At 74.2% G+C, this 22621-nt stretch carries 15 protein-coding genes; 4 read left to right on the top strand and 11 right to left on the bottom strand.

Features of this window, described 5'->3' with window-relative positions:
- Positions 1-106: 106 nt before the first annotated feature.
- A complete protein-coding gene (locus ACFYZQ_RS11785; protein ID WP_389144973.1) occupies positions 107-1330 on the top strand; it encodes a 4-hydroxybenzoate 3-monooxygenase in 1224 nt (407 codons plus the stop codon).
- Positions 1331-1444: 114 nt separating this feature from the next.
- Here ACFYZQ_RS11785 and ACFYZQ_RS11780 read toward each other — a convergent pair whose 3' ends face one another.
- Positions 1445-1804 (bottom strand): ArsR/SmtB family transcription factor, encoded by a 360-nt coding sequence (locus ACFYZQ_RS11780; RefSeq protein ID WP_389144970.1) that lies wholly within the window; start codon positions 1802-1804, stop codon positions 1445-1447.
- A 59-nt stretch (positions 1805-1863) separates the two neighbouring features.
- Between ACFYZQ_RS11780 and ACFYZQ_RS11775 the strand changes: the two genes are divergently transcribed.
- On the top strand, positions 1864-2925 hold the full coding sequence (locus ACFYZQ_RS11775) for a cation diffusion facilitator family transporter (protein ID WP_389144967.1): 1062 nt from the start codon (positions 1864-1866) through the stop codon (positions 2923-2925).
- A gap of 2 nt (positions 2926-2927) precedes the next feature.
- Here the strand turns inward: ACFYZQ_RS11775 and ACFYZQ_RS11770 are convergent, their stop codons facing one another.
- Complete coding sequence (locus ACFYZQ_RS11770) at positions 2928-3485, bottom strand: YbaK/EbsC family protein (protein ID WP_389144964.1); 558 nt, start codon at positions 3483-3485, stop codon at positions 2928-2930.
- A 43-nt stretch (positions 3486-3528) separates the two neighbouring features.
- Positions 3529-4101, bottom strand: coding sequence for a helix-turn-helix domain-containing protein (locus ACFYZQ_RS11765; protein WP_389144961.1), 573 nt, complete (start codon positions 4099-4101; stop codon positions 3529-3531).
- 90 nt (positions 4102-4191) lie between these two features.
- On the opposite strand from ACFYZQ_RS11765, the gene ACFYZQ_RS11760 reads away from it, so the two are divergent.
- On the top strand, positions 4192-5049 hold the full coding sequence (locus ACFYZQ_RS11760) for an EamA family transporter (RefSeq protein ID WP_389144958.1): 858 nt from the start codon (positions 4192-4194) through the stop codon (positions 5047-5049).
- A gap of 1 nt (position 5050) precedes the next feature.
- Here the strand turns inward: ACFYZQ_RS11760 and ACFYZQ_RS11755 are convergent, their stop codons facing one another.
- Positions 5051-5821, bottom strand: a complete 771-nt coding sequence (locus ACFYZQ_RS11755; RefSeq protein ID WP_389144955.1) for an acyltransferase — start codon at positions 5819-5821, stop codon at positions 5051-5053.
- A 107-nt stretch (positions 5822-5928) separates the two neighbouring features.
- Here ACFYZQ_RS11755 and ACFYZQ_RS11750 point away from each other — a divergent pair, with 107 nt between their 5' ends.
- Positions 5929-6459, top strand: coding sequence for a gamma carbonic anhydrase family protein (locus ACFYZQ_RS11750; RefSeq protein ID WP_389144952.1), 531 nt, complete (start codon positions 5929-5931; stop codon positions 6457-6459).
- Positions 6460-6493: 34 nt separating this feature from the next.
- Here ACFYZQ_RS11750 and ACFYZQ_RS11745 read toward each other — a convergent pair whose 3' ends face one another.
- The 7 genes from ACFYZQ_RS11745 to ACFYZQ_RS11715 form a co-directional block, all read right to left on the bottom strand.
- Entirely contained in the window at positions 6494-7147 is a 654-nt protein-coding gene (locus ACFYZQ_RS11745; protein ID WP_389144949.1) for a DedA family protein, read from the bottom strand.
- 97 nt (positions 7148-7244) lie between these two features.
- The gene (locus ACFYZQ_RS11740; RefSeq protein WP_389144946.1) at positions 7245-8321 is read right to left on the bottom strand and encodes a class I SAM-dependent methyltransferase; all 1077 of its coding nucleotides are present in this window, start codon (positions 8319-8321) and stop codon (positions 7245-7247) included.
- Positions 8318-9502: a glycosyltransferase gene (locus tag ACFYZQ_RS11735; RefSeq protein ID WP_389144944.1), complete on the bottom strand. Its 1185-nt coding sequence runs from the start codon at positions 9500-9502 to the stop codon at positions 8318-8320. The genes ACFYZQ_RS11740 and ACFYZQ_RS11735 overlap by 4 nt, the downstream gene beginning before the upstream one ends.
- A complete protein-coding gene (locus ACFYZQ_RS11730; RefSeq protein WP_389144941.1) occupies positions 9499-10305 on the bottom strand; it encodes an alpha/beta fold hydrolase in 807 nt (268 codons plus the stop codon). The genes ACFYZQ_RS11735 and ACFYZQ_RS11730 overlap by 4 nt, the downstream gene beginning before the upstream one ends.
- A gap of 3 nt (positions 10306-10308) precedes the next feature.
- Complete coding sequence (locus ACFYZQ_RS11725) at positions 10309-10629, bottom strand: phosphopantetheine-binding protein (RefSeq protein ID WP_389144939.1); 321 nt, start codon at positions 10627-10629, stop codon at positions 10309-10311.
- Entirely contained in the window at positions 10626-15302 is a 4677-nt protein-coding gene (locus tag ACFYZQ_RS11720) for a beta-ketoacyl synthase N-terminal-like domain-containing protein (protein WP_389144936.1), read from the bottom strand. Before ACFYZQ_RS11720 ends, ACFYZQ_RS11725 begins: the two co-directional genes overlap by 4 nt.
- 19 nt (positions 15303-15321) lie before the next feature.
- A complete protein-coding gene (locus tag ACFYZQ_RS11715) occupies positions 15322-22380 on the bottom strand; it encodes an SDR family NAD(P)-dependent oxidoreductase (protein WP_389144933.1) in 7059 nt (2352 codons plus the stop codon).
- Positions 22381-22621 lie beyond the last annotated feature (241 nt).

The following is a 22621-nucleotide window of genomic DNA, read 5'->3' as shown; positions in this document are numbered from 1 at the left end:
GCACCGACCGCAGCATCCCGCTGAGGGCCCGGCCGCTACCGCGGCCGGGCCTTGCGGTCTGTTTGCCGTTTGCTGTTTGCTGTCTGAACACCGTCATACTGGCCCGGTGACACGCCCCTCCCCCCATCTCGATCTCCCTGCCGAAGAGCGCCGTCCGGTCGTCATCGTGGGCGCCGGCCCCGCCGGGCTCGCCATCGGGAACATTCTGCGAGCCGCCTCCGTCGACTGTGTGGTCCTGGAGACCGAGAGCCGCGAGTTCATCGAGACGCGGCCGAGAGCCGGGATCGTCGAGGAGTGGGCGGTGCGGGAGCTCCGACGGCGCGGGCTCGGCCGGGGCATGCTCGACCGGGCCGAGGCGCACACCGAGTGCGAGTTCCGCTTCGCGGACGAGCGGCACCGGTTCGCGTACACCGACCTGACGGGCCACCGCCACTACGTCTATCCGCAGCCGATGCTGGTGACCGATCTGGTGCGCGAGTACACCGAGGCCCGGGGCGGCGACATCCGCTTCGGCGTGCGGGACGTACGACTGCACGACCTGGACACGGACCGTCCGTCGGTGTCCTACCTCTGCCCGGAGTCGGGGCTGCGGCGGATCGTCGGCTGCGACTTCGTGGCCGGTTGCGACGGGGCGCGCGGGGCCACCCGGGACGCGCTGGCGCCGGGACGGGCCCGGATCGCCCGCCACGACTACGGCATCGGCTGGCTGGCGCTGCTCGCCGAGGCGCCGCCGTCCTCCGACTGCGTCGTGTTCGGCGTCCATCCGCGTGGCTTCGCCGGGCACATGCCCCGCAGTCCGGAGGTCACCCGCTACTACCTTCAGTGCCCGCCCGGCGACGACCCCGAGAACTGGGGGCACGAGCGCGTCTGGGCCGAGCTGCGCGAGCGGCTGCGGGCGGCGGGGGCGCCGGCACTGACGGAGGGACGGCTGATCGAGAAGCGCGTGCTGGACATGCACGACTACGTCGTGGAACCCCTGGTGTTCGGCCGGCTGTTCCTGGCGGGTGACGCCGCCCATCTGACCGCGCCCATCGCGGCCAAGGGCATGAACCTGGCCCTGCACGACGCCTTCCTGCTCGGCGACGCGCTCGACGCGCGGCTCACCCGGGGCGACGGCACCGGGCTGGACGGCTACTCGGCGGCGGCCCTGCGGCGGGTGTGGGACTACCAGGAGTTCTCGCAGTGGCTGTCGGACATCTACCACGGGGCGGCCTGCGGCGATCCGTTCCGCGCGGGCACCACGCTGGCCCGTCTGCGGCGCCTGTTCACCTCTTCGGCGGCGGCAGGCGCGTTCGCGGAGCAGTATTTGGGCACGGCCGCACGGCACTGACGCCTGGGGCCTGTCGGGCGGATCAGGTCGCAGGAATCGACAACCGACGGCAACGCCGCAGATGGCGTGCCGAGCCCCGCGTCTGCGGCATGATCCGCCGGACAGGCCCTGGCCTCAGTCGTGCACCGGACGGTCACCGAGGCGGTGGTCCGCCACGTTCAGCGCCTCGTCGACCAGGCGGCGCAGATGCCCGTCGTGAAGTGAGTAGACCACGCGGCGGCCCTCCTTGCGGGTGTTCACCAGCCCCGCGAGCCGCAGCCGGGCCAGGTGCTGGCTGACGGCGGGCCGGGCCGCCCCGCACGCCGCCGTGAGGGTCGTGACGTCGGCCTCCCCCTGCGTCAGCGCGTGCAGCAGCGTGAGGCGGGTGCGGTCGCCGAGCAGGGCGAGGAGTTCGGCGGCGAGCGCGAACTGTTCCTCGCCCGGGGTGCGCGGATGCGCATGGTGCGCAGGTGACAGGTGCATGCGTGCGCTCATACGCACATAATGGCTCCGTGGGCGGCGTACGTCCACTCCCGCACCGGAAGGGGAACCACGTGAGCGACCGCCACCATCACCACGAACACCGGCACCGCCACTCCGCCGGGCATCACCACGAACACCCGCACCGCCCCTCCGCCCGGCACCGCCTCGCCCACCTCCTCACGCCCCACTCCCACGACAGCGCCGACAAGCTCGACCCCGCGCTGGAGTCGAGCGCGCGCGGCATGCGCGCCCTGTGGGTCTCGATGGCCGTGCTGGGCGGCACGGCCCTGGTACAGGCGGTCGTCGCGGCCGTCTCAGGGTCGGTGGCACTGCTCGGGGACACGGCGCACAACACCGCGGACGCACTGACCGCCGTACCGCTGGGCATCGCCTTCGTGCTCGGCCGGCGCGCCCCGACGCGCCGCTTCACCTACGGGTACGGGCGTGCCGAGGACCTCGCGGGGCTCGCGATCGTACTGACGATCGCCGCGTCCGCGGTCTTCGCGGCGTGGACGGCGGTGGACCGGCTCCTTGATCCGCGGCCCGTCGCGCACCTGCCGGCCGTCGCCGTGGCCGCGCTGGTGGGGTTCGCGGGCAACGAGTGGGTGGCCCGGTACCGGATGCGGGTGGGCCGCGCCATCGGGTCGGCCGCCCTGGTCGCCGACGGCCTGCACGCCCGGACCGACGGGTTCACGTCACTGGCCGTGCTGGTCGGCGCCGGAGGATCCGCCCTGGGATGGCAGCTCGCCGATCCGCTGGTCGGGCTCGCCATCACGGCGGCGATCGCCCTGGTGCTGCGGGACGCGGCGCGCGAGGTGTTCCGGCGGGTGATGGACGCCGTCGACCCGGCGCTGGTGGACCGCGCCGAGCGGGCGCTCGGGGAGGTCTCGGGCGTGCTGGAGGTCGGTGAGCTGCGGCTGAGGTGGATCGGGCACCGGCTGCGGGCGGAGGTCGCGGTCGTGGTGGACGGCGAGACGACGGTCCGCCAGGCCCACGCGGTGGCCGTCGAGGCCGAGCACGCACTGCTGCACGCCGTACCGAGGCTCACCGCGGCCCTGGTGCACGCGGACCCGGCGCCCGCCCCGGGCCACGCCGACCCGCACCTGCCGCTGGCCCACCATGTGACCGCCTGACGTCAGGCCGTGCCCAGCCCCTCCAGCACCACCGCTCCCGGCAGTTCGGCGAACGCCTTGCCCGGCACCAGCAGTTTGCCGCGCCGGCGCCCGCTGCCGACCAGGACGTAGGGCAGGTCGACGACGGCCGGGTCCACCAGCACCGGCCAGCCGACCGGAAGACCGAGCGGGGTGACGCCCCCGTACTCCATGCCGGTCTCCCCCGTCGCGGTCTCCATCGGCGCGAAAGAGGCCTTGCGGGCACCGAGCTGGCGGCGCACGACGCCGTTCACGTCGACCCGGGTGGTGGAGAGAACGACGCACGCGGCCAGGGTGGTCTCGCCGCCCCGTTTGCCCGCGACGACCACGCAGTTGGCCGACTGCTCCAGCAGTTCGCGGCCGTAGTGCTCGACGAACACGGCGGTGTCCGCCCACTGCGGATCGGTGTCGACGTAGACGATCCGGTCGGCCGGGACGTTGCCGCGCCAGTCGCGCACGGCGTCGGCGACCGGGCGGGTCAGCTCGTCGAGGCAGTCAGGAGCGGGCGTGGCGGTGTCGAAGTGTCCGATGGGTGCGCGCATGGCCGCACGCTAACAGCCCTGGGGCGAGGGGCGGCCGGGCGCCTCAGGGGACGGGTGGCACCGAGACCGCCATCACCATCTCCATCGGCACCTCGCCCGTGTTGCCGTACGTGTGGGGCGTGTTCGCCTCGAAGGAGACGCTCGCGCCGGCCGGGACGCGGTACTCCGTGCCGTCGACAGTGAGAGTCAGCTCTCCGGCCGTGACGTGGAGGAGTTCGACGGTGTCGGCCGGGTGCGGGTCGGAGGTGCTGTGCTCGCCGGGCATCAGGCGCCAGTCCCAGATCTCCAGCGGTCCAGGGGCCTCGGCGCCCGCGAGGAGCCGGTTGTAGCTGCCCGCTTCCGTGTGCCAGAGCCGTACGGCCTGCTCGGCGGGGACGATCCGGACCTTCGGACCCTGCTCGTAGTCGAGCAGGGTGGTGATGCTGACGCCGAGCGCGTCGCCGATCTTGACGACGGTGCCGAGGCTGGGGTTGGTCCGGGCCTGCTCGATCTGGATGAGCATGCCACGGCTGACGCCCGCCCGGGCGGCCAGCACGTCCAGAGTGAAGCCGCGCACCGCGCGCCAGTGCTTGACGCTGCGCGCCAGGGACTGGGTCAGCAGGTCGAGGTCCGACACATTCCGTCCAATATTTTGGATGACAGTGTTCATCGTACTGAACTACGGTGGGTGTACCGAATTGTTCACCGAACTGTACTGCGAGGACCCGTGACAGCACTCTTCGCCCTGGCCACCAGCCTCCTGTGGGGTCTGGCCGACTTCGGCGGCGGGCTGCTGACGCGACGCATCCCCGCGCTGACGGTGGTCGTGGTGTCGCAGGCGATCGCGGCCGTGGTCCTGGGTGCGATCGTGATCGCCACGGACGGCTGGAGCGAGGCCGGGCCCCGGCTGTGGTTCGCGTTCGCGGCGGGCCTGGTGGGCCCCGTGGCGATGCTGTCCTTCTACAAGGCGCTCGCCCTGGGGCCGATGGGTGTCGTCTCCCCACTCGCCACCCTGAGCGTGGCCGTACCCATCGGCGTGGGCCTCGCCCTCGGCGAACGTCCGGGCCTCGCGCAGGTGGCGGGCATCGCGGTCGCCGTCGCGGGCGTCGTCCTCGCGGGCGGGCCGCAACTGCGGGGCGCACCCGTGCAGCGGCAGGCGATCCTGCTCACACTGGTCGCCGCCCTCGGCTTCGGCACGGTGTTCGCCCTGATCGCGGAGGCCTCGACCACCATCACCGGCCTGTTCCTCGCGCTGTTCGTGCAGCGCGTGACGAACGTGGCCGCGGGCGGCGCCGCACTGTACGTCTCCGTGCGCCGGGGCGCCTCCGCCCTCCCGGCGGGCGGCTTTCCCTGGTCCGACCTGCCGGCCCTCGGGTTCGTCGGGCTCGCCGACGTGGCGGCCAACGGCACCTACTCGGTCGCCGCCCAGCACGGCCCGGTCACCGTGGCGGCGGTCCTCGCCTCGCTCTACCCGGTGGTCACCGCGCTGGCCGCCCGCGGCTTCCTCCGGGAACGCCTGCGTGCCGTGCAGGCGGCGGGGGCGGGCCTCGCCCTGCTGGGCACGCTGCTCCTGGCGACCGGCTGAGTCAGCTCTCGGGCTCGAGCTCCGCCAGCCGGGCCAGGTCCTCCTCGTCCAGCTCCGCCAGGGACAGCAGCTGCTCCGGGGTGACGCCTTCCGGGATCGGTACCGGGGGCGGGGTGCGCAGCGGCGGCTGCCAGCCGTCGGCGGGTGTCCAGCGGCGCACGACCTTGGCGGGTGCGCCCGCCACCACGGCGTGGTCGGGCACGCTCCCGCGGACCACCGCTCCGGCGGCCACGACCACGTTCCGGCCGATCCGCGCGCCGGGCAGGATCACCGCACCGGTGCCGATCCAACAGCCCGGGCCGATCTCCACCGGCTCCATCCGCGGCCATTGCTTCCCGATCGGCTCGTGCGGGTCGTCGTACGAGTGGTTGGTGGAGGTCACGTAGACGTACGGCCCGAAGTAGCAGTCGCTGCCGATGGTGACCGTCGTGTCGGCGATGACGTGGCTGCCCCGGCCGAGCACGACCCCGTCGCCGATGCGCAGGATGGGCTCGGGCCCGAGGTCGAGGTCGGGCATGAGGCCCGCGGTCAGGGTGACCTGTTCGCCGACGATGCAGTGGGCGCCGAGATGGATCCAGGGTTCGCCGAAGACGGTGCCCAGCGGGAAGGCGAGCCTGGTACCCGTTCCGATCGCGCCGAAGCGCAGGCGTCCCGGGTGCTCGGCGGTGACCGAGCCCGTGCGCTGCGCCCATGCCCAGCCCGCGTGCACGGCGCGCTGGAGGAGACCGCGCCGCCAGGACGAGAACGAGAACGTGTTCTTGGGCTTGGGCATCCGCTCACCGTACTCAGCGCGCGGTCCGCCCAAGAGGCCGGACGGCTGTGATCTTCGCCCCACCGGGTGGCGTACGGTGCGGAGGTACCGACGACGAGGAGAGGGCGATGACGCACAAGGCGTTGATCATGGGTATCGGCGGCAGGGAACCGAAGGTCGACACCGGGGCGTTCGTGGCGCCCACGGCCTCCGTCATCGGAGACGTGACGCTCGAGGCGGGGGCGAGCGTCTGGTACGGGGCGGTGGCGCGCGGCGACGTGGAGCGGATCACCGTCCGGGCGGATGCCAACGTGCAGGACAACGTGACGCTGCACGCCGACCCGGGCTTTCCCGTCACCATCGGCGAGCGGGTGTCCGTCGGGCACAACGCCGTGGTGCACGGGGCGACCGTCGAGGACGACTGCCTGATCGGGATGGGGGCGACAGTCCTCAACGGGGCGGTGATCGGCGCGGGGTCCCTCGTGGCCGCGCAGGCCTTGGTGCCGCAGGGGATGGTCGTGCCGCCGGGGTCACTGGTGGCGGGGGTGCCGGCGAAGGTGAAGCGCGAGCTGACGGAGGAGGAGCGTCAGGGGGTGACGCTCAACGGCACGCTGTACGCGGAGCTGGCGAAGGCGCACCGGGACGTGCACCGGGACTGAGACCTCACGGTCTGTCTCAGTCAGCAGGTCCGTCTCAGTCGGCGGCCGGGACGGGTTCCCGCTCGGTGTCGGCCTCCCGCTTCTCGGCCGCCCTCTTCGCCTTGCGCTTGAGCACCAGCATCGAGGACAGGCCGATCAGCACGGCCACGACCAGGCCCAGGTAGGAGAAGCGCTTGAGCCAGTCCTCGGCGACGACTCCGACGTAGTAGATGACGGCGGTGGTGCCGCCCGCCCAGCAGATGCCGCCGAGGACGTTGGCGACGAGGAACTTCCAGTAAGGCATGTGCAGGACACCGGCGAGCGGGCCCGCGAAGATGCGGAGCAGGGCGACGAAGCGGCCGAAGAAGACCGCCCACATGCCCCACTTCTCGAAGGACCGCTCGGCCGTGGCGACGTGGCCCTCGCTGAAGTGCCGGGGGAACTTCCTGCCCAGCCAGGCGAGCAGCGGGCGCCCGCCCTTGCGGCCGATGGCGTATCCGATGGAGTCGCCGATGACCGCTCCGGCGGTCGCGCACGCCCCCAGCACGACGGGGTTGACGCCGGAGTGCTGTGAGGACATCAGGGCCGCCGAGACGAGGATGATCTCTCCGGGCAGCGGGATGCCCAGGCTCTCCAGGCCGATCACCAGGGCCACCACGGCGTAGACGGCGGCCGCGGGCACCGAGTCGAGCCATTCCTGGACGTGCACCGCCGGTTCCTCCCCTGTCGGTCATCACTTGCGGGACGGCACCGTCGGGCGCTCCCCCAGTGAAGGCTACCGGTTCACCGGTGGACGGCGGCGGCCATCAGTCACGGCGGGCCACGAGGCGGTAGGCGTTGGACAGGCCGAGACGGTGGGACAGCGGCCGTACCGCGAAGCGGTCCGCCAGGGTGGCCAGGACCAGGGCGGGCACGCCCGAGAGCAGGGTCGCGGTGCGCAGGGCCCGGCTCAGGGCCCCGGGTGACTCGGCCAGCCAGGGGGCGTCCTCACGCGGCGCGGTGTGGTCCAGGGCGAGCCAGACGGCGGCGAGCAGGTCGACCGGATCGTGCGGCTCGGTGTGCTGTTCGGCGACCACCGTGAAGCCGAGTCCGGTGAGCCGTCGGCGCAGGTTGGCGACCGGCATGAAGTGCAGGTGCTGCGGCTGGAGCCAGGGCAGCCACCAGCGGCCGAGGAGGCGGGCGTAGCGGCTCTCCGGGTCGGGGACCTCGATGAGCAGGTGACCGCCGGGGCGGACGGCCTGGTGGGCGGCGCGCAGTTCGCGATCGGGGTCGGTGCTGTGTTCCAGGTAGTGGAACATGCTGACGACGTCGTAGCGGGCGGCGAGGTCGGGTGCCAGGTCGGGGAAGAGGCCGCGGTGGGCGTGCTCCACGCGGCCCTCGCGGGCGGCGATCTCCACCCCGTCGGTGAAGTCGAGGCCGTCGAAGGTCGTGCCGGGCAGCACCTCGCGGGCGGCCGCGCAGAAGTGGCCGTGTCCGGTGCCCACGTCGAGCCAGTTCTTGGGGGTGGGGTCGTGCGGCAGCATCGACTCGGCTCGGCCCCGGTACATCTTGGTGCGGCCTCCGAAGGTGCCGCCCATCTTCTGCTCGCCGAGGCCGTCGTAGAAGTCGCGGTAGTAGAACTCCAGGCCGGCCTCGTTCAGGGCCGGGTTCTGGAAGGTGTGCCCGCACGCCTCGCAGCGGTCGAGGAGGAAACGGCCCGGCTTGTGCTGGAGCAGGTCGATGGTGCGCAGCCGGGTGGTCAGGCGGTCGGAGCCGCACCAGGGGCAGGTGCCGCGCCGGGGCGCGAAGAAGCGGTCCACGCCGCCCGCGAGGTCGGCCTGGTAGGCGGGGCGCAGCGCGGCGACCCGGGTGGCGCGGTCGGTGCCCTCGGTCTCGTTGCTCATCGGGTCTCCTCCGGGCGTGTGTCGGCGGCCAGCCGCTCGAGACGGGTGGCGGCGGCGGGGGCGCCGCCGGCGGCGCGGAACGCGGCGCGGATCCGTCCTGCGGCGGTGCGGTGGGCGGGTTCGTGCAGGACCGTGTCGAGGGCCGCGCCGAGCCGGGCGGCGGTGACCCGGCCGAACCGCACCCGGACGCCCGCTCCCGCGTCGACGACCTGGGCGGCCACCACGGGCTGGTCGTCGCGGATGGGGGCGACGACCAGCGGGACGCCGTGCCAGAGCGCCTCGCAGACGGTGTTGTGCCCGGCGTGGCACACCACCGCGCCGGCCCTTTCCAGTAGGGCCGGTTGGGGCACGTAGGGCAGGACCAGTACGTCCTTGTCGTCGCCGGACGCCTCCACGGCGCCGCCCGGGTCGGCCACCACGGCCTGGACCCGGTCGGCCCGTTCCCGTACCGCGCCGACGCACTCGGTGAGGAAGCGTCCGGTCGCGTCGGCGTTGGCGGTGCCGAGGGTCACCAGGACCGTGGCCCGGGCGGGGTCCAGCCATTCCCAGGGGAAGCCGGGCGCGGCCGGGCGGTCGGCGATCGAGGGGCCGACGTAGTGGATGTGGTCGCCGCGTACGGCCGACGGGCCGGCGAGTTCGGGGGTGCTGAACGCCAGCAGCAGGTGGGGGGAGAAACGCGGGTCGGTGTCTCCGGCCGGGTCGCCGATGCGGGCGCGCAGTTCGTCGAGGCGCGCGCCGAGCCAGTCGGCGACCTTGGGGATGCCGTCGTAGACGCCGGTGAGTTCGGCCGAGGTGGTCGCTGAGGTGGCCCAGGGCAGGCCGAGGTGCTCGGCCACCAGGGCCCCGGCGAAGGCCTGCTGGTCGGCGACGACGACATCGGGGCGGAAGTCCTGCGCGGCCGCCCGGACTCCGGGGGCCATGGCCTCGGCGAGCGGCAGCAGGTATCCCTCCCACAGGTACTTCAGCGCCTCCGGTCCGCGGAGCTCCGGCGGGCGTGCGGCCGGGGCGGGTCCGGCGCACGGGAGGACGTCGGCTTCGGGGCCGGCGAGCCGCCGCAGCAGTCCGGGGTCGGCGCACACCCAGGCCACGCGGTGTCCGCGCGCGGCGAGTTCGGCGGCGACGCCCACCGCCGGGTTGATGTGCCCCACCAGGGGCGGCACGACGAACAGGAAACCGCTCACCTCAGGGCCCCGGCGCCCGCCGAGCGGATCAGTTGCAGGACGTGCCCGCCGACGGTCCCGGCCGCCTCGACCAGCACGGAGTGTTCGTGTCCCGGCAGTACGACGGACCGGAAGTCGGCGAGCAGCGCCTCCTTGAGGGGCGCGAGTTCCACCAGGTCCGAGTCGCCGCCGTAGACACCGAGGACGGGGCAGCGCACGGCCCTGATCTCGTCCTCGGTGAGCACCCGGCTGGCGGGGATGTCCCGGCCGAGGGTGGTGTCCCGGGCGAGCCGTGCGGCGCCCTTGGCGAGGCGCGCGGTGTTGTGGCCGCGGTTGGCGGTGATCCAGCGAATCGCGTCGGGCTCGTTGTGCGCCAGCTCGGTCACCACCCGGTCGAGGATTCCGCCGAGCTTCGCCGCCCAGGCCGCGGTGGCCGGCTCGGACTCGATCAGGGTGAGGCTGGCCGTCCGCTGAGGGTGGCGGGCGGCGTAGCCGAAGGCGATGGTGCCGCCGTAGGAGTTGCCGACGAGGTGGACGGGCCCGGTGACGCCGAGGCGGTCGAGCAGTGCTTCGAGGTCGTCGATGTTGTGGTCGAGGGTGTAGCCGGCCGGTGGCCGCTCGCTGCGGCCGTGGCCGCGCAGGTCGTACATGACGACGTCGACGCCCGCCACCGCGAACCGCGGGGCCACGGTGAAGTAGTAGCTGGCCAGGCTGTCGGTGAGCAGGCCGTGCACGAGCACGGCGGTGGCGACCGGGGGGCGGCCGTCCTCGGGTCCCATCCGCTGTACGTGCAACCGGACTTCGCCGGTGTCGACGATCGCCATCAGTCAGCTCGCCTCCGCGGCCTTCAGGCTGTGCACCACGTGCTCGACGAGTCTGCCGACGGTGAGCTCGATGATCTCCTCGAACTCCATCCCGGCCAGGAACTCGGCGAAGTTGACCCGGTTTCCGTAGTGCTCCCGCAGCAGGCCCGCCAGGGTCACGAGGTCGATGCTCTCCAGCTCGAGGTCGCGGTTGAAGGTGGTGGTCATGCCGATCTCGAGGTCTTCCTCGCCGTACTCCTCCAGGAGGGTCAGGAGCATGCCCCTGATGTCGGCGAGCACCGCCTCCTCGTCGGCGTGCGCGGCGGTCGGCTCCATGGGTTTCATCGCTCCTGCTCCTCTTCGTCGTCGCCCGTCGGGCCCGTCGTCCAGGCCACGACGTAGTCCCTCGGCGGCAGTGCGGGCGGATTGCGGACCGTTGCGCAGTGCACCGTGTACACGCGTTCCAGACGGCCCGAGACCAGCAGCCGCTCTCCGGTCGGTGCCGCGTGGAAGACTGCGAAGTCCCGGGGGCGACCGCCGAATCCGGTGCCCTCCGCCTTCGCGACGGCCTCCTTCGCGGCCCAGAACCGGGCGAACCAGAGCGAGGCGTCGCCCGCCCCGGACAGGGCGTGCAGCAGCCGGAGTTCCTCGTCGCCGAGGGCGGTGGCGACGGCCGCCGGGTCGCGCGCGGTGACCTCTTCGATGTCGATGCCGGGACCGGGGCCGGGCGTGTGCGGCCGTACGATCGCCACGCCCGCCTCGGCGCGGTGGGCCAGGGAGACGTCCAGCGGGGGCAGGGTGCGTCCGTGCACTCCGGTGACGTACGGGCGGCCGAGGTCGTCGTTGTGCACCTGGATCTCGGCCGGGAAGACCGGTCCCTCGCCCTGCTCCCACAGCCATCGCCGTACGGCGTCCTTGACCGCGATCCGGCCGAGCAGCCACTGTCTGCGGCCGCGCGGCGCGTGCTCGGCGTACCGCGTCCGCTCCGGGCCGCCGAGGGAGTTCCGCATGATCAGTTCGCGGGACGCGAGGTCCGGCCATCTCTCGTGGAGCAGCGACCAGCCGCCCGGCCGGGGTTCGGAGAGGGTGTTGCGCTCGGGGAAGCGCTCGACCGGGCGGGTCTGCGGGTCGTTGTCGAAGCGGCGGTCCTGCCATCCGGTCAGCCGGGCCCACACCCGTCCGGCGACGGTCAGTTCCACGTCCGCCTCGAGGACGGTGTCGGTGAGCGAGGTGATCCGTACCAGGCACTCGACCCGGGTGCCGGGGGCCGGGTGCGGTCCGTGGAAGAGCATGTGCCGCATCTGCACGGGGAACACGACGGTCCGCTCGGTCCTGGTCGCCATGATCCAGTAGCCGAGGATCTGACCCACGTTGTCGAGCAGGGCACCGGGGGCGGTGGGCGTGGTGATGACGCCGCGTACGTGCCCGTCGCCGATGCCGGTGAGTTCGGTGACCCCCTGGAACGCCGGCCCGTGGAACATCCAGCGTTCGCCGTAGAGCTGGGCGGCGGTGTGGCCGGGGGTGCGTTCGGGGGTGCCTTCCGCAACAAGGGGAGCCGTGCGCGGCGCGGCCGGTTCGGGGTACCGGGCGGCGAGTTCGACCACGGCGCGGGCCGTGGGGCCGAAGGAGACCGCGAGGCGGTCGGGGTCGTCCGGGGTCGGGGTGACGGTGACCGGGACGTCGACGGGCGGGGTGGCGGTGAGCCACCGGTCGAAGCGGGCCCCGTGCACGGCGACCGCCCGCATCCCGGGTGACGCCTGCTCCGCGGCGTCCATCATGTGCTGCACGATCGTGGTCGCCGGGACCACGGGCCACCGGTCGCCCACGTCCGGCCAGCCGGGGCGCTGCGGGAAGAAGCAGTGGTCGAGCAGGTGGGGCATGGTGTCCGGGGAGACGCGGACGGTCGTCTGCCGGGTGGACGGGGCGACGATGGCCGGAGGCCGCCGGGCGGGCGCGGGAGGCGGGGGCGTTTCGCGGGTGCCGCCGGCGGTCCAGGGTGCGCTGCCGGTGCGCAGGGATGCGGTCGGGGGCCTGCGTCCGTCCGCCGTGATGAGCTGGGCGGCCGTGTGCGCGGTGTCGCGCAGGAGCGCGCTCAGTTCGGCGGCGGCCGGGAAGCGTTCGGCGAGGGTGTCCAGCGGGGACGTCGGGGCGGCGGGGTCGACGCGTGCCGGGGCCGGATCCGCGGTGGGCGCGGCGCGCAGCTCCGCCCGCAGCGCGGTCAGGGCCGGGCCGTCGAGCGACACCAGCGCGCCTGACATATCGAGCGGGACCGGTGGACGCTGCGGCCGGGCGGTGGGGGCGGAGGCGGTGACCGGGGCGTGCGGCCGGGGCAGTGCCGGTGCCACCCGGGCGCCCGCGGTCCACAACGCCGCGGCGACCCGGCGGAGTTGGGCGAGGCCGGTGCGGTGCGGCGAGTTGGCGGCGACGACCAGGTGGTCCCGGTCGCCGAGGGTGTCGTCGACGAGGGAGGCGAGCTGTCCCGGGCCGGCCTGGACGAAGGCGTGGTGCCCGGCGTCGTACAGGGCCTCCACGAGCCGGCGGAAGCGGACGGGTTCCAGCAGGTGCCGGACGAAGAGTTCGCGCACGGCCGTCTCGCCCTCGGGGAACGGTGCCGCCGTCGTCCCGGACCAGACGGGGACGGTGGGCGGGTGCAGCCGGAACCGGGCCGCGGCCTCCTCGATGGGCGACAGGTAGGGCTCGAGCATCGGCGTGTGGAACCCGGACCGGAAGGGCAGCACCTGGCACAGCACGCCCCGGGCGCGCAGCGTCCGTACGAAGTCGCCGACCGCGGTGTCCGGGCCGCAGACCATCGACTGGCTGGGCGCGTTGTCGTGGGAGAGCACGATCCCCGTGTCCGCCCAGCCGTCGGCTAGGGCGGCGACGACCTGCTCGGCGGGTGCGCCGACGGCGGCGAAGGCCAGGCCCGGGACGGTGACCGTGTCCGGGTCGAACCCGGCCATGAACGCGTCGACCTCGGCTCCCGAGTACAGCCCGGCCACCGCCATCGCGGTCCACTCGCCGACGCTGTGCCCGGCGACGGCGTCCGGGACAACGCCCATCCGGCGCAGCGCCGCGTCGAGGAGCCGCCCCACACCTACGACACCGGCGCCGTGCCGGCCCAGGTCGTCGACCCTCGGCTCCCCGGCGGCGGCCCCGGGGAGCGGGGGCAGGCCGAAGTGGGCTGCGATGTCGTCGACGCGTGGCGTGAACTCGGCCTCCAGACCGGGGAAGACGAAGGCCAGCTTCCCCCGCCCGGGTCCGAGGAGCGGGCCGGGCCGGAACCAGACGTCGCCGCGGCCCTGCCAGGCCCTGCCCTTGCCGACCGCCCGCCGGGCGAGCGCGAGCCGCTTGGCGGTGGGATCGACGATGCCGAGCCGCGCGGGACCCGCCTCCGGGTGCGTACGGGCGCCGTCCAGCCCGGAAGCGAGGACGGCGGAGTCGTCGGCGGCGAGGAGCGCGGCGAGCCCCTCCGGACGGTCGGCGGCGAGCAGGAGGACGCGCTCCGGTTCGGCGACGCGGACGGGGGTCCGCGGGCGCCCGCCCGTGGTCTTCGCCGGGTCGTCGTCCGCGGCGGGCGCCGTCGCTCGCCCGCCGGGTGCCTCCTCAAGCACCACGTGGGCGTTGATCCCGCCGAAGCCGAAGGCGTTCACGGCCGCCCGGCGTACCGGGCGGTCCGGGGTGGTCTCCCAGGGGGCCGCCTTCTCCAGTGGGCGGAAGCGGGTGCGGGCGAGGGCGGGGTGCGGGTCGTCGCAGTGCAGGGTGGGCAGGAGCGTGCCGTGGTGGACGGCGAGGGCGGCCTTGACGAGGCCCGCCACCCCGGCGGCCGGCATGGTGTGGCCGATCATCGACTTCACCGAACCGAGCACCGCGCGTTCGTCGCCGCAGGGGTCGCCGGGGTCTCCGGGGCCGAACACCTCGGCCAGCGTGGTCAGCTCGGCGGTGTCCCCGGCCGGGGTCGCGGTGCCGTGCGCCTCCAGCAGGCCGATCGCGCCGGGGGCGGCCGGGTCGAGTCCGGCGGCCCGCCAGGCCTGGCGTACGGCGTGGCTCTGGCCGCCCGGGTCGGGGTTGACGAGACCGGACGTACGGCCGTCACTGGCCACGCCCGTGCCGCGGATCACCGCGTACACGCGGTCGCCGTCGCGCTCCGCGTCGGCCATGCGTTTGAGGACGACCACGCCCGTGCCCTCACCGATGAGGATGCCGTCGGCGTCCCGGTGGAAGGGGCGGATGCGCTGGCTCGGGGACAGGGCGCGCAACTGGGAGAAGACGCTCCAGAGAGTGATGTCGTGGCAGTGGTGCACTCCCCCGGCCAGCATCATGTCGCAGCGTCCCGCGGCGAGTTCGCCGACGGCTTGGTCGACCGCGACGAGCGAGGAGGCGCAGGCCGCGTCCACCGTGTAGGCGGGGCCGCGCAGGTCGAGCCGGTTGGCGATGCGGGAGGCGGCCAGGTTGGGCACCAGGCCGATCGCGGACTCGGGGCTGTCGGGGCCCAGGCGCTCGGTGAACGCCCGGCGGACGCGGCCGAGTTGGTCCGGCGTGAGGTGGGGCAGCAGTTCGCCCAGGGTGCGTACGAGCTGTCCCGCCGTGCGGACCCGTTGGTCGAGCCGGACCAGGCCGGGGGTGAGGTAGCCGCCCCGGCCGAGGACGACGCCGACGCGGTGCCGTTCGGGCAGCCGGTCCCCGCCGCCCGCGTCGGCGATCGCGGCGGCGGCCACGTGCAGCGCGATCAACTGGTCGGGCTCGGTGCCCGCCACGGAGGCGGGCATGATGCCGAACCGGGTGACCTCCACCTCGGCGAGGCCGTCCACGAACCCGCCGCGCCGGCAGTACACCTGGTCGGCCGCGGCGGGCCCGGTCGCGGCCGAGGGCCGGTAGTAGTCGGCGTCCCAGCGGTCCTCGGGCACGTCGGCGATCGCGTCCACGCCGTCGCGCAGGTTGCGCCAGTAGGCGTCGAGGTCGGCGGCGCCGGGCAGCAGGACCGCCATCCCCACGATGGCGACCGGGACCTGACGGCTCATGATGTCGTGGTCCGTCATGTCACCGGGCCGAGGCGGTGTAGACGACCGCGCGGGCCGATTCGTCGCCCCAAGCCAGTTCCCGCAACAGGGCCGCGGTGCCCTCCTCGGGGTCGATGAGCCGCATCCCCCGCCGGGCGTACTCCCGGCCGAGTTCCGGGCTCACCATGCCGGTGTGTGCGCCGGTGGGCGCCCACGGCCCCCAGTGGACGGTCAGCGTGCGGTGGCCGGTACGGGCGGCCCAGTCGGCGCCGAGGTCCTCGAGGGCGTCGTTGGCGGCCGCGTAGTCGGCCTGGCCCCGGTTGCCGAGGACGGCGGAGACACTGCCGAACAGCACGGCGAAGCGCGGGCCGGTGGGGAGTTCCTCCAGGGCGGCCAGCAGGGTGGTGGCGCCGGTGGTCTTGGTGCCGTACACCCGCTGGAAGGATTCGGCGGTCTTCTCGGCGATCAGCCGGTCCTCGATCACCCCGGCGGCGAACACGACCCCGTCCAGCCGTCCGTGCTCGGTGTGGATCTCCTTGACCGCCTGGAGTGCCGCGTCCCGGTCGCGGAAGTCCACCGAACGGTACCGGGCCTCGCTGCCGAGCGCGCTGAGTTCCGCGAGCGTGGCGGTGATCTCCCGCCCCGCCAGGATCAGTTCGGCGACGCGGTTGATCTCCGCGGGCTTGAGCGAGACGTCCGCGCGGGTGGCGAGCGCCGCGCGCAGTGCGGCCGGGGTGCGGGCGGCGGCGGTGCGCGGGTCCTCGGGGCCGGCGGGGGCGGGGGTCCTGCCGATGAGTTCGATGCGGCAGCGGCAGGCCGCCGCGAGCGTGGCCGCGAACCTGGCGGTGATCCCGCGGGCGCCGCCCACCAGCAGCACCACGGAGTCGTGGTCGAGGCCGAGCGCGGCGGCCTCGGCCGCGCCGTCGCCGGCCGGACCGGCGCCGGTGGTGCCGAGCAGGCCGAGGGGCGCCTCGACGAGTTCCATGCCGTGCCGGCCTGCGGCCGTGCGCAGGACGACGGGGTCCTGCCCGGGCGACGGCGCGAGCAGTTCGGTGAGCAGGGCGTCGGCGACGCAGGCCGGTGCGGTGTCGTCGAGGCCGACGACCCGTGCGACGGTCTCCGGGTACTCGCGGGCGATGGTGCGGAACAGGCCGTACAGCCCGGCCGCGGGAAGGGCGTCGCCGCCGGCGGTGGGGCGGGCGGCCAGCAGCCGGCTCGGGCCCAGCGCAAGGGCGGCCTGGAGCACGGGGAAGGCGTCCGGCAGGACCGGTACGTCGGCGCCGGGCAGCGCGCCGAGATACAGCACGCCGTCCAGTGGGCCGTCGGCCTGGGTGAGCAGATGTTCCCGCCCCGCGGTCACCACCTGGGCGCCGTACCCGGCGAGCCGTGCCTCGATCTGCCCGGCCGCGCCCGCGCCGTCGCCGAGGACGGCGAACCGCTTCCCGGCGAGCGCGGCGGCGGGGTCCGGCGGGCCGACGGGCAGGGGCAGGGGCACCGGGCGCAGTTCGAAGCGTTTCGGGGCCTCGCCGGTGATCTCCTGGGTGATCTCCGCGGGCTCGTGCGGGGGCTCGTCCAGGTGGTTGACCGTCAGGTCCATGACAGCATCAGTCGCGGCCCCAGCCCCGTCCGCGGTCGCGGCGGCCGGCTGTCCGGCAGTCGCCTCGTCGTCGGCGACGGTCAGCCGCGCCTCCAGCCAGTCGGTGACCGACGCGGCCGTCCGCGCCCTGGCCAGCTCCTCCAACTCGGCGTCGGCCAGGGAGGCTTGCAGGTCGGAGCCGCTCCCGATGCCCAGTCGCTTGGCGAGTTCACCCGCGATCTCGGCCCGTTTGATCGAGTCGATGCTCAGGTCCGCCTCCAGGTCGAGGTCGGGCTCGATCATGTCGACCGGGTAGCCGGTGCGTTCGCTGATGATCTCCAGGACGACGCGCTGGACGTCGGCACCCTCGGAGGCGCCGGTGTCCGCCTCGGCCGGGGCGGGCGCGGACGACTGGGCGGGCACGGTCCCGGCCGGCGGGAGCTCGACGGGCGTGGCCTGCGTCCGGGGCGGCGCGGCGGGGGCCGCCGGAGCCGGGACCGACGCGCCCGCTGCCGCGCCGAAGTAGGTCAGCAGCACATCTCGCTGGGCGGCGATCATCTCCCGGCTGGTGCGCAGGAACTCGGAGACCAGCGCGTCGTGATCGGCCGGGGCGCCGTGCGGGGGGTTCGTCGTCACAGTCGTCTCCACGACTCGTCGGGCCGGTGCGAGCGCACCGGGGAGGAGGTCTCCGGCGGCGGTGCGGACCAGGTGTCCGTCGACGGTCCATCCGGGCCGTCCGGGCGCCGGTGTCCGGACCGCGTCGACGGCGTCGCGCCCCCTCAGGAGCCAGGCGGTGCGCACCGGCCGCCCCGCGACGGCCAGTTGGGCCAGCGCGTCGAGCCAGCCCCGCAGGCCGCTTCCGTCGCGCGGTTCGCAGGCGACGGTGCGGTGCGGACGGTCGCCGAGGATCTGCCGGACCAGTCGGGTGAGGACCGTGCCGGGTCCCGCCTCCACGAAGACCCGTGCCCCGGCCTCGTACATCGCCTCGATCTGCCGGACGAAGGCGACGGGCGCGCCGATCTGCGCGGCGAGTCCGGCGCGCACGGCGTCGGGGTCCGGGTCGTAGGGGGCGGCGGTGCGGTTGGACCACACGGGGAACTCGGGTGGCCGTACGGTCTTGTCCTTCAGGACCTTGGCGAACCGCTCGCCCGCGCCGGCCACCAGGGGACTGTGGAAGGCACAGGCCACCGGGACGCCCTTGGCGGTGAGTCCACCGGAGCGCAGCAGCCGTACGGCGGTGGCGACGTCCTGTGTCGGACCTGAGATCACCGTCTGTTCGGGCGAGTTGTGGTTGGCGACGACGACCGTGGTGGGTGCGCCGGCCGCGCGCAGGGCCCGTTCGACGTCCTCGGCGCCGGCGGTGACGGCGGCCATGGTGCCGGGGTCGTCGCCGGCGGCGGCCAGGATCGCCGCCGCGCGCTCGGTGCTGAGCTCCAGGAGTGTGTCGGGGTCGAGGGCACCGGCCGCGCAGAGGGCGGCCAGTTCGCCGTAGCTGTGTCCGGCCGCCATGTCGGGCCGTACTCCGGCCGCGGTGAGCAGGGCGTGTGCGGCGAGCCCGGTGACGCCGAGCGCGGGCTGCGCGGCCCGGGTGTCGGTGAGCGCGGCCCGCTGCCGTGCGCGGCCGGCCTCGTCGAAGGCGGCCGGCGGATACATCCGCTCGGCGAGCTCCGGTGCCGCCTCCAGGAACCGCTGCAGCTCCGGGAAGGCGAGGAAGACCTCGGCGAGCATGCCGGGGCGCTGGCTGCCCTGCCCGGGGAAGAGGAAGGCGACCTTGCTCTCGGCGGGGCCTGCCGTCTCCTGCGCCAGGTGAGTGCCCGCGGCCGGGTCGTGCTCCCCGGCCAGCGCCCGGCGCAACTGTCCGATCAGGTCGTCGACGTCACCCGCCACGATCGCCGCACGCACCGGCTCCGGGGAGGCGTCCGCGCGCCGCGCCGCGCTCAGTGCAAGGTCCCGCAGCCGCCAGGGGCGGCCCTCGGCTTCTGCCGCCGTCAGCACTTCCCCGATGGCGCGGTGGGCCGCAGCCAGGTCCCGGCCCCGGAACAGGAACAGTTCGGCGGGCCAGGTGTCCAGCGCCTGTTCGGGCGGTACGGCGTCACCGTGGGCGCCGATGATCACATGGAAGTTGGTGCCGCCGAAGCCGAACGCGCTGACCCCGGCGAGGCGTTCGGCTGCCGGAGCCGCCCACGGCCGGGCCCGGGTATGGAAGGCGAAGGGGCTCTCCCCCTCCCGCCACGCCGGGTTCGGCCGCTCCAGGTGCAGGGTGGGCGGCTTGACGCCGGTGTGGAGGGCCAGCGTCGCCTTGATCAGGCCCGCGAGGCCGGCGGCGCACTTGGTGTGGCCGATCTGCGACTTGACCGACCCGAGCGAGCAGGCGCCCACCCCGGCGCCCGCGGCGGCGAACACCTCGCTGAGGACGGTGAGTTCCGTACGGTCGCCGACCACGGTGCCGGTGCCGTGCGCCTCGACGAGACCGACGTCGGCGGGCGAGACGCGGGCGTTGCGGTACGCCCTTTCCAGCGCGGCCCGCTGTCCCTCCGGGCGGGGTGCGGTCAGGCCGAGGGAGCGGCCGTCGCTGGACGAGCCGAGCCCCTTGATGACGCCGTAGATCCGGTCGCCGTCGCGTTCGGCGTCGGCCAGCCGCTTCAGGACGACGCAGGCTACGCCCTCGCCGAGGGCGATGCCGTCGGCGGAGCTGTCGAAGGCACGGGAGCGGCCCGTCGGGGAGAGCGCGTGCACCGAGGAGAACAGGACGTAGTCGTTGATGCCGTTGTGCAGGTCGGCGCCTCCGCACAGCACGACGTCGCTGGTGCCGCCGACGAGTTCCTTGCAGGCGACGTCGACCGCGGCGAGCGAGGAGGCGCAGGCGGCGTCGACGGTGTAGTTGGCTCCGCCGAGGTCGAGGCGGTTGGCGATCCGGCCGGAGATGACGTTTGCGAGCATGCCGGGAAAGGAGTCCTCGGTGAGCCGGGGCAGTTGGGCGTCCAGCCCGTCCGGCACCTTGCCGTGGTACGACGGCAGTACGGCGCGCAGGGTGGCGGCGTTGGACAGGTCGCTGCCGGCCTCGGCGCCGAAGACGACTGAGGTGCGGGAGCGGTCGAAGTCCCGTCCCGTGTCGCCGTATCCGGCGTCCTCCAGTGCGCGCCGGGCCGCCTCCAGGGACAGCAGCTGGACCGGCTCGATGCCGCCGAGGGAGGCGGGCGGGATGCCGTAGCGCAGCGGGTCGAAGGGGATGCGGGGCAGGAAGCCGCCCCACTTGGAGGTGGTGGCGCCGCCGGCATGGTGGACGGCGGGGTCCCAGCGCTCGGGCGGGACCTCGGTGACCGCGTCGTTTCCGGCGACGACGTTCGCCCAGAAGGCGGGCAGGTCGGGGGCGTCGGGGAACATGCAGGCCATGCCGATGACAGCGATGTCGAGGGGGGCGGGCGCCGCCGGTCGCGGGGCCGGGTCCGCGCCGAGCCGTTCGGTGAGCTCCCGGGTGCGGCCGGCGAGGAAGACGGCCGCTTCCGCGGTGACCGAGCGGTGCAGGGCATCGATCGTGGTGGTCGCCGAGCGCAGGACGGCCACGTCGCCGGCCATGAACATGCCTTCGCTGAGCTGGCGTTGCTCGTCGACCGGGGTGAGTTCCCCGCCGTCGGGCCGGTCCAGGCCCTTGCTGGCGATGCGCAGCCGACCGACGTTGAGCCGTTCCAGCTCCTCCCAGATCCGCCGGTCCGGCACGCCCCGGGCGCGCAACTCGGCTTCCCGGTCACGGTAGTCACGGGTGAAGGGGCTGGGGACGCAGCGGGTGGCGTGTCCGGGGGCGGTCTCCAGCAGGGCGGTCGTGGTGGCCGTCACGACCTGCCGCTGGAAGAGGGGCTGGATCGCGCCGTGTTCGACCGACTCCGCAGTGAACAGGTAGGCGGTGCCCATGAGAACGCCGACCGCCGCACCCCGGGCGGTGAGTGGTGCGGCGAGCGCGGCGACCATGGCCGCCGAGCGTGCGTCGTGCACGCCGCCCGCGAAGAACACCTCGATCCGCCGGGCGGTCTCCTCGTCCGCACCGGCCAGGAAATCTTCCAGCACGGCGAGTTGGGCCTCCCACAGCGGGAAGCTCGCCCGGGGTCCGACGTGGCCGCCGCACTCCGCGCCCTCGAAGACGAACCGGCGGGCCCCGGCGTCCAGGAACTGCCGGAGCAGGCCCGGCGAGGGCACGTGCAGGAAGGTGCTGATCCCGGCCCGCTCCAGCGCCTCGGCCTGGGAGGGCCGGCCGCCCGCGATGACCGCGTGGCTGGGGCGCAGTTCCCGTACGGCTTCCAGCTGGGCGTTCCTGACCTCTTCGGGCGCGAACCCGAGTACTCCCACACCCCACGGCCGCCCTTCCAGTACGGTCCGGGCCGCCGTCAGCATCGTCCGGGTCTGCTCGCCGCTCGCGAGGGCCAGCGCCAGGAACGGCAGCGCACCGGCGTCGGCCACGGCCGCGGCGAACCCGGCCTGGTCACTGACCCGGGTCATGGGTCCCTGCGCGACGGGCAGCCGCGTGCCGAGGGCGCGGCTCATGGGGGAGCCGGGTAGGAGGGCCCGGTCGGGTGTGGGGGTGATCGCAGCGGATTGCCGGTCAACGGGCTTCATGGGGGCGGGAGTCGAGGGGCCGGCATCCGCCAGCGCTTCCCGAACGGTCGCCCGCAGTCCCCTGACCACGCCCTTGACGTCCCGCCACCGTTCGGCGAAGCGGGCCGCCAGGAAGCCGTCCTGTCCGACCGGCAGCAACCGGTGCCGCGGATCGTCGGCGCCGAGCAGGGCCGCGACCGCCGCTGGATCCCCGGACGGCAGGGGCGGCGCGTCCGGGCCCCGGCGGCGAAGCACCCGGTGCCCGCCCACCACTACGGTCTCCGAGCCGTCCAGGGAACGCAGCGCCGCGGCCGTCACCTCGGGCAGCCCCGACTCGGCCAGCAGGGCCAGTTGGCTGTCGAGCACCACTCCGGCCGCCCCGCCGGCCACGGCGGCCGCCGCCGTACGGGCCCCGATGCCGCCGCATGCCCACACCGGCGCGTCCACATCCGGCTCTGCCAGCAGCTGTTGCAGCAACACGAAGGTACTGAGGCTGCCGACCCGGCCGCCGCTCTCCCCGCCCCGGGCGATCAGCCCGTGCGCCCCGGCGCGCACCGCGTCGCGGGCCCCGGCCAGGTCCGTCACCTCGACCAGAACGCGGTGGCCTGCGGCGATCTCGTCGACGCGCCACGGCGCATCCGGGGCCAGCACCACGGAGTCGGGGCCGCCCTTGCCCTTCTCCCCCGGGCCCGAGGTGCGGTGTCCGGTCAGGTCCTGGGGCCGCATCCGGCAGTGCGCGGCCACTCGCACCCCGTACGGGCCGGGGGCCGTCCGTCTCAGGCGTGCCAGCGCCTCACGTGCTCCTCGGTCGCCGGCTCCGAGGTCCAGGACGCCGAGTCCGCCGGCCCGGGAGGCCGCCGCGGCGAGCCTGGCATCGGGTTCTCCGAAAGGGGTGACACAGATGATCAGGTCCAGGGCGCGCACGGCAGACGTCATGATGCTCCGAAGAATTCGGTGGACCAGCACGGTGGGGGGCTAGTGCGACGTGGAACTCCTGTGCGAGGCCCCCGGAAACTAGCGAGCGCCTTACTCGCCGGTCAATATCGGTGCGGGCTTTCCCGATGCCGTCGAACCGATCCGGCCAGCCGTCTGAACTCACCGCAAGAGCCGAAAATCCGAGCAATTCCGTGCGGCCGGACGGCGGCACGCGTCCCGCCCCGGCACGCACCACACCACC

It is taken from the genome of Streptomyces sp. NPDC001843 (assembly GCF_042891955.1).
Taxonomy (GTDB): domain Bacteria; phylum Actinomycetota; class Actinomycetes; order Streptomycetales; family Streptomycetaceae; genus Streptomyces.
This window is presented reverse-complemented; position numbering and strand designations above follow the sequence as displayed.

Excerpts from the sequence above, each read along its gene's own strand:
- ACFYZQ_RS11740 (WP_389144946.1), bottom strand. The coding sequence starts at position 8,321 with ATGAGCAACGAGACCGAGGGCACCGACCGCGCCACCCGGGTCGCCGCG.
- ACFYZQ_RS11755 (WP_389144955.1), bottom strand. The coding sequence starts at position 5,821 with ATGCCCAAGCCCAAGAACACGTTCTCGTTCTCGTCCTGGCGGCGCGGT.
- ACFYZQ_RS11770 (WP_389144964.1), bottom strand. The coding sequence starts at position 3,485 with ATGCGCGCACCCATCGGACACTTCGACACCGCCACGCCCGCTCCTGAC.
- ACFYZQ_RS11750 (WP_389144952.1), top strand. The coding sequence starts at position 5,929 with ATGACGCACAAGGCGTTGATCATGGGTATCGGCGGCAGGGAACCGAAG.
- ACFYZQ_RS11730 (WP_389144941.1), bottom strand. The coding sequence starts at position 10,305 with ATGGCGATCGTCGACACCGGCGAAGTCCGGTTGCACGTACAGCGGATG.
- ACFYZQ_RS11725 (WP_389144939.1), bottom strand. The coding sequence starts at position 10,629 with ATGAAACCCATGGAGCCGACCGCCGCGCACGCCGACGAGGAGGCGGTG.
- ACFYZQ_RS11780 (WP_389144970.1), bottom strand. The coding sequence starts at position 1,804 with ATGAGCGCACGCATGCACCTGTCACCTGCGCACCATGCGCATCCGCGC.
- ACFYZQ_RS11720 (WP_389144936.1), bottom strand. The coding sequence starts at position 15,302 with ATGAGCCGTCAGGTCCCGGTCGCCATCGTGGGGATGGCGGTCCTGCTG.
- ACFYZQ_RS11715 (WP_389144933.1), bottom strand. The coding sequence starts at position 22,380 with ATGACGTCTGCCGTGCGCGCCCTGGACCTGATCATCTGTGTCACCCCT.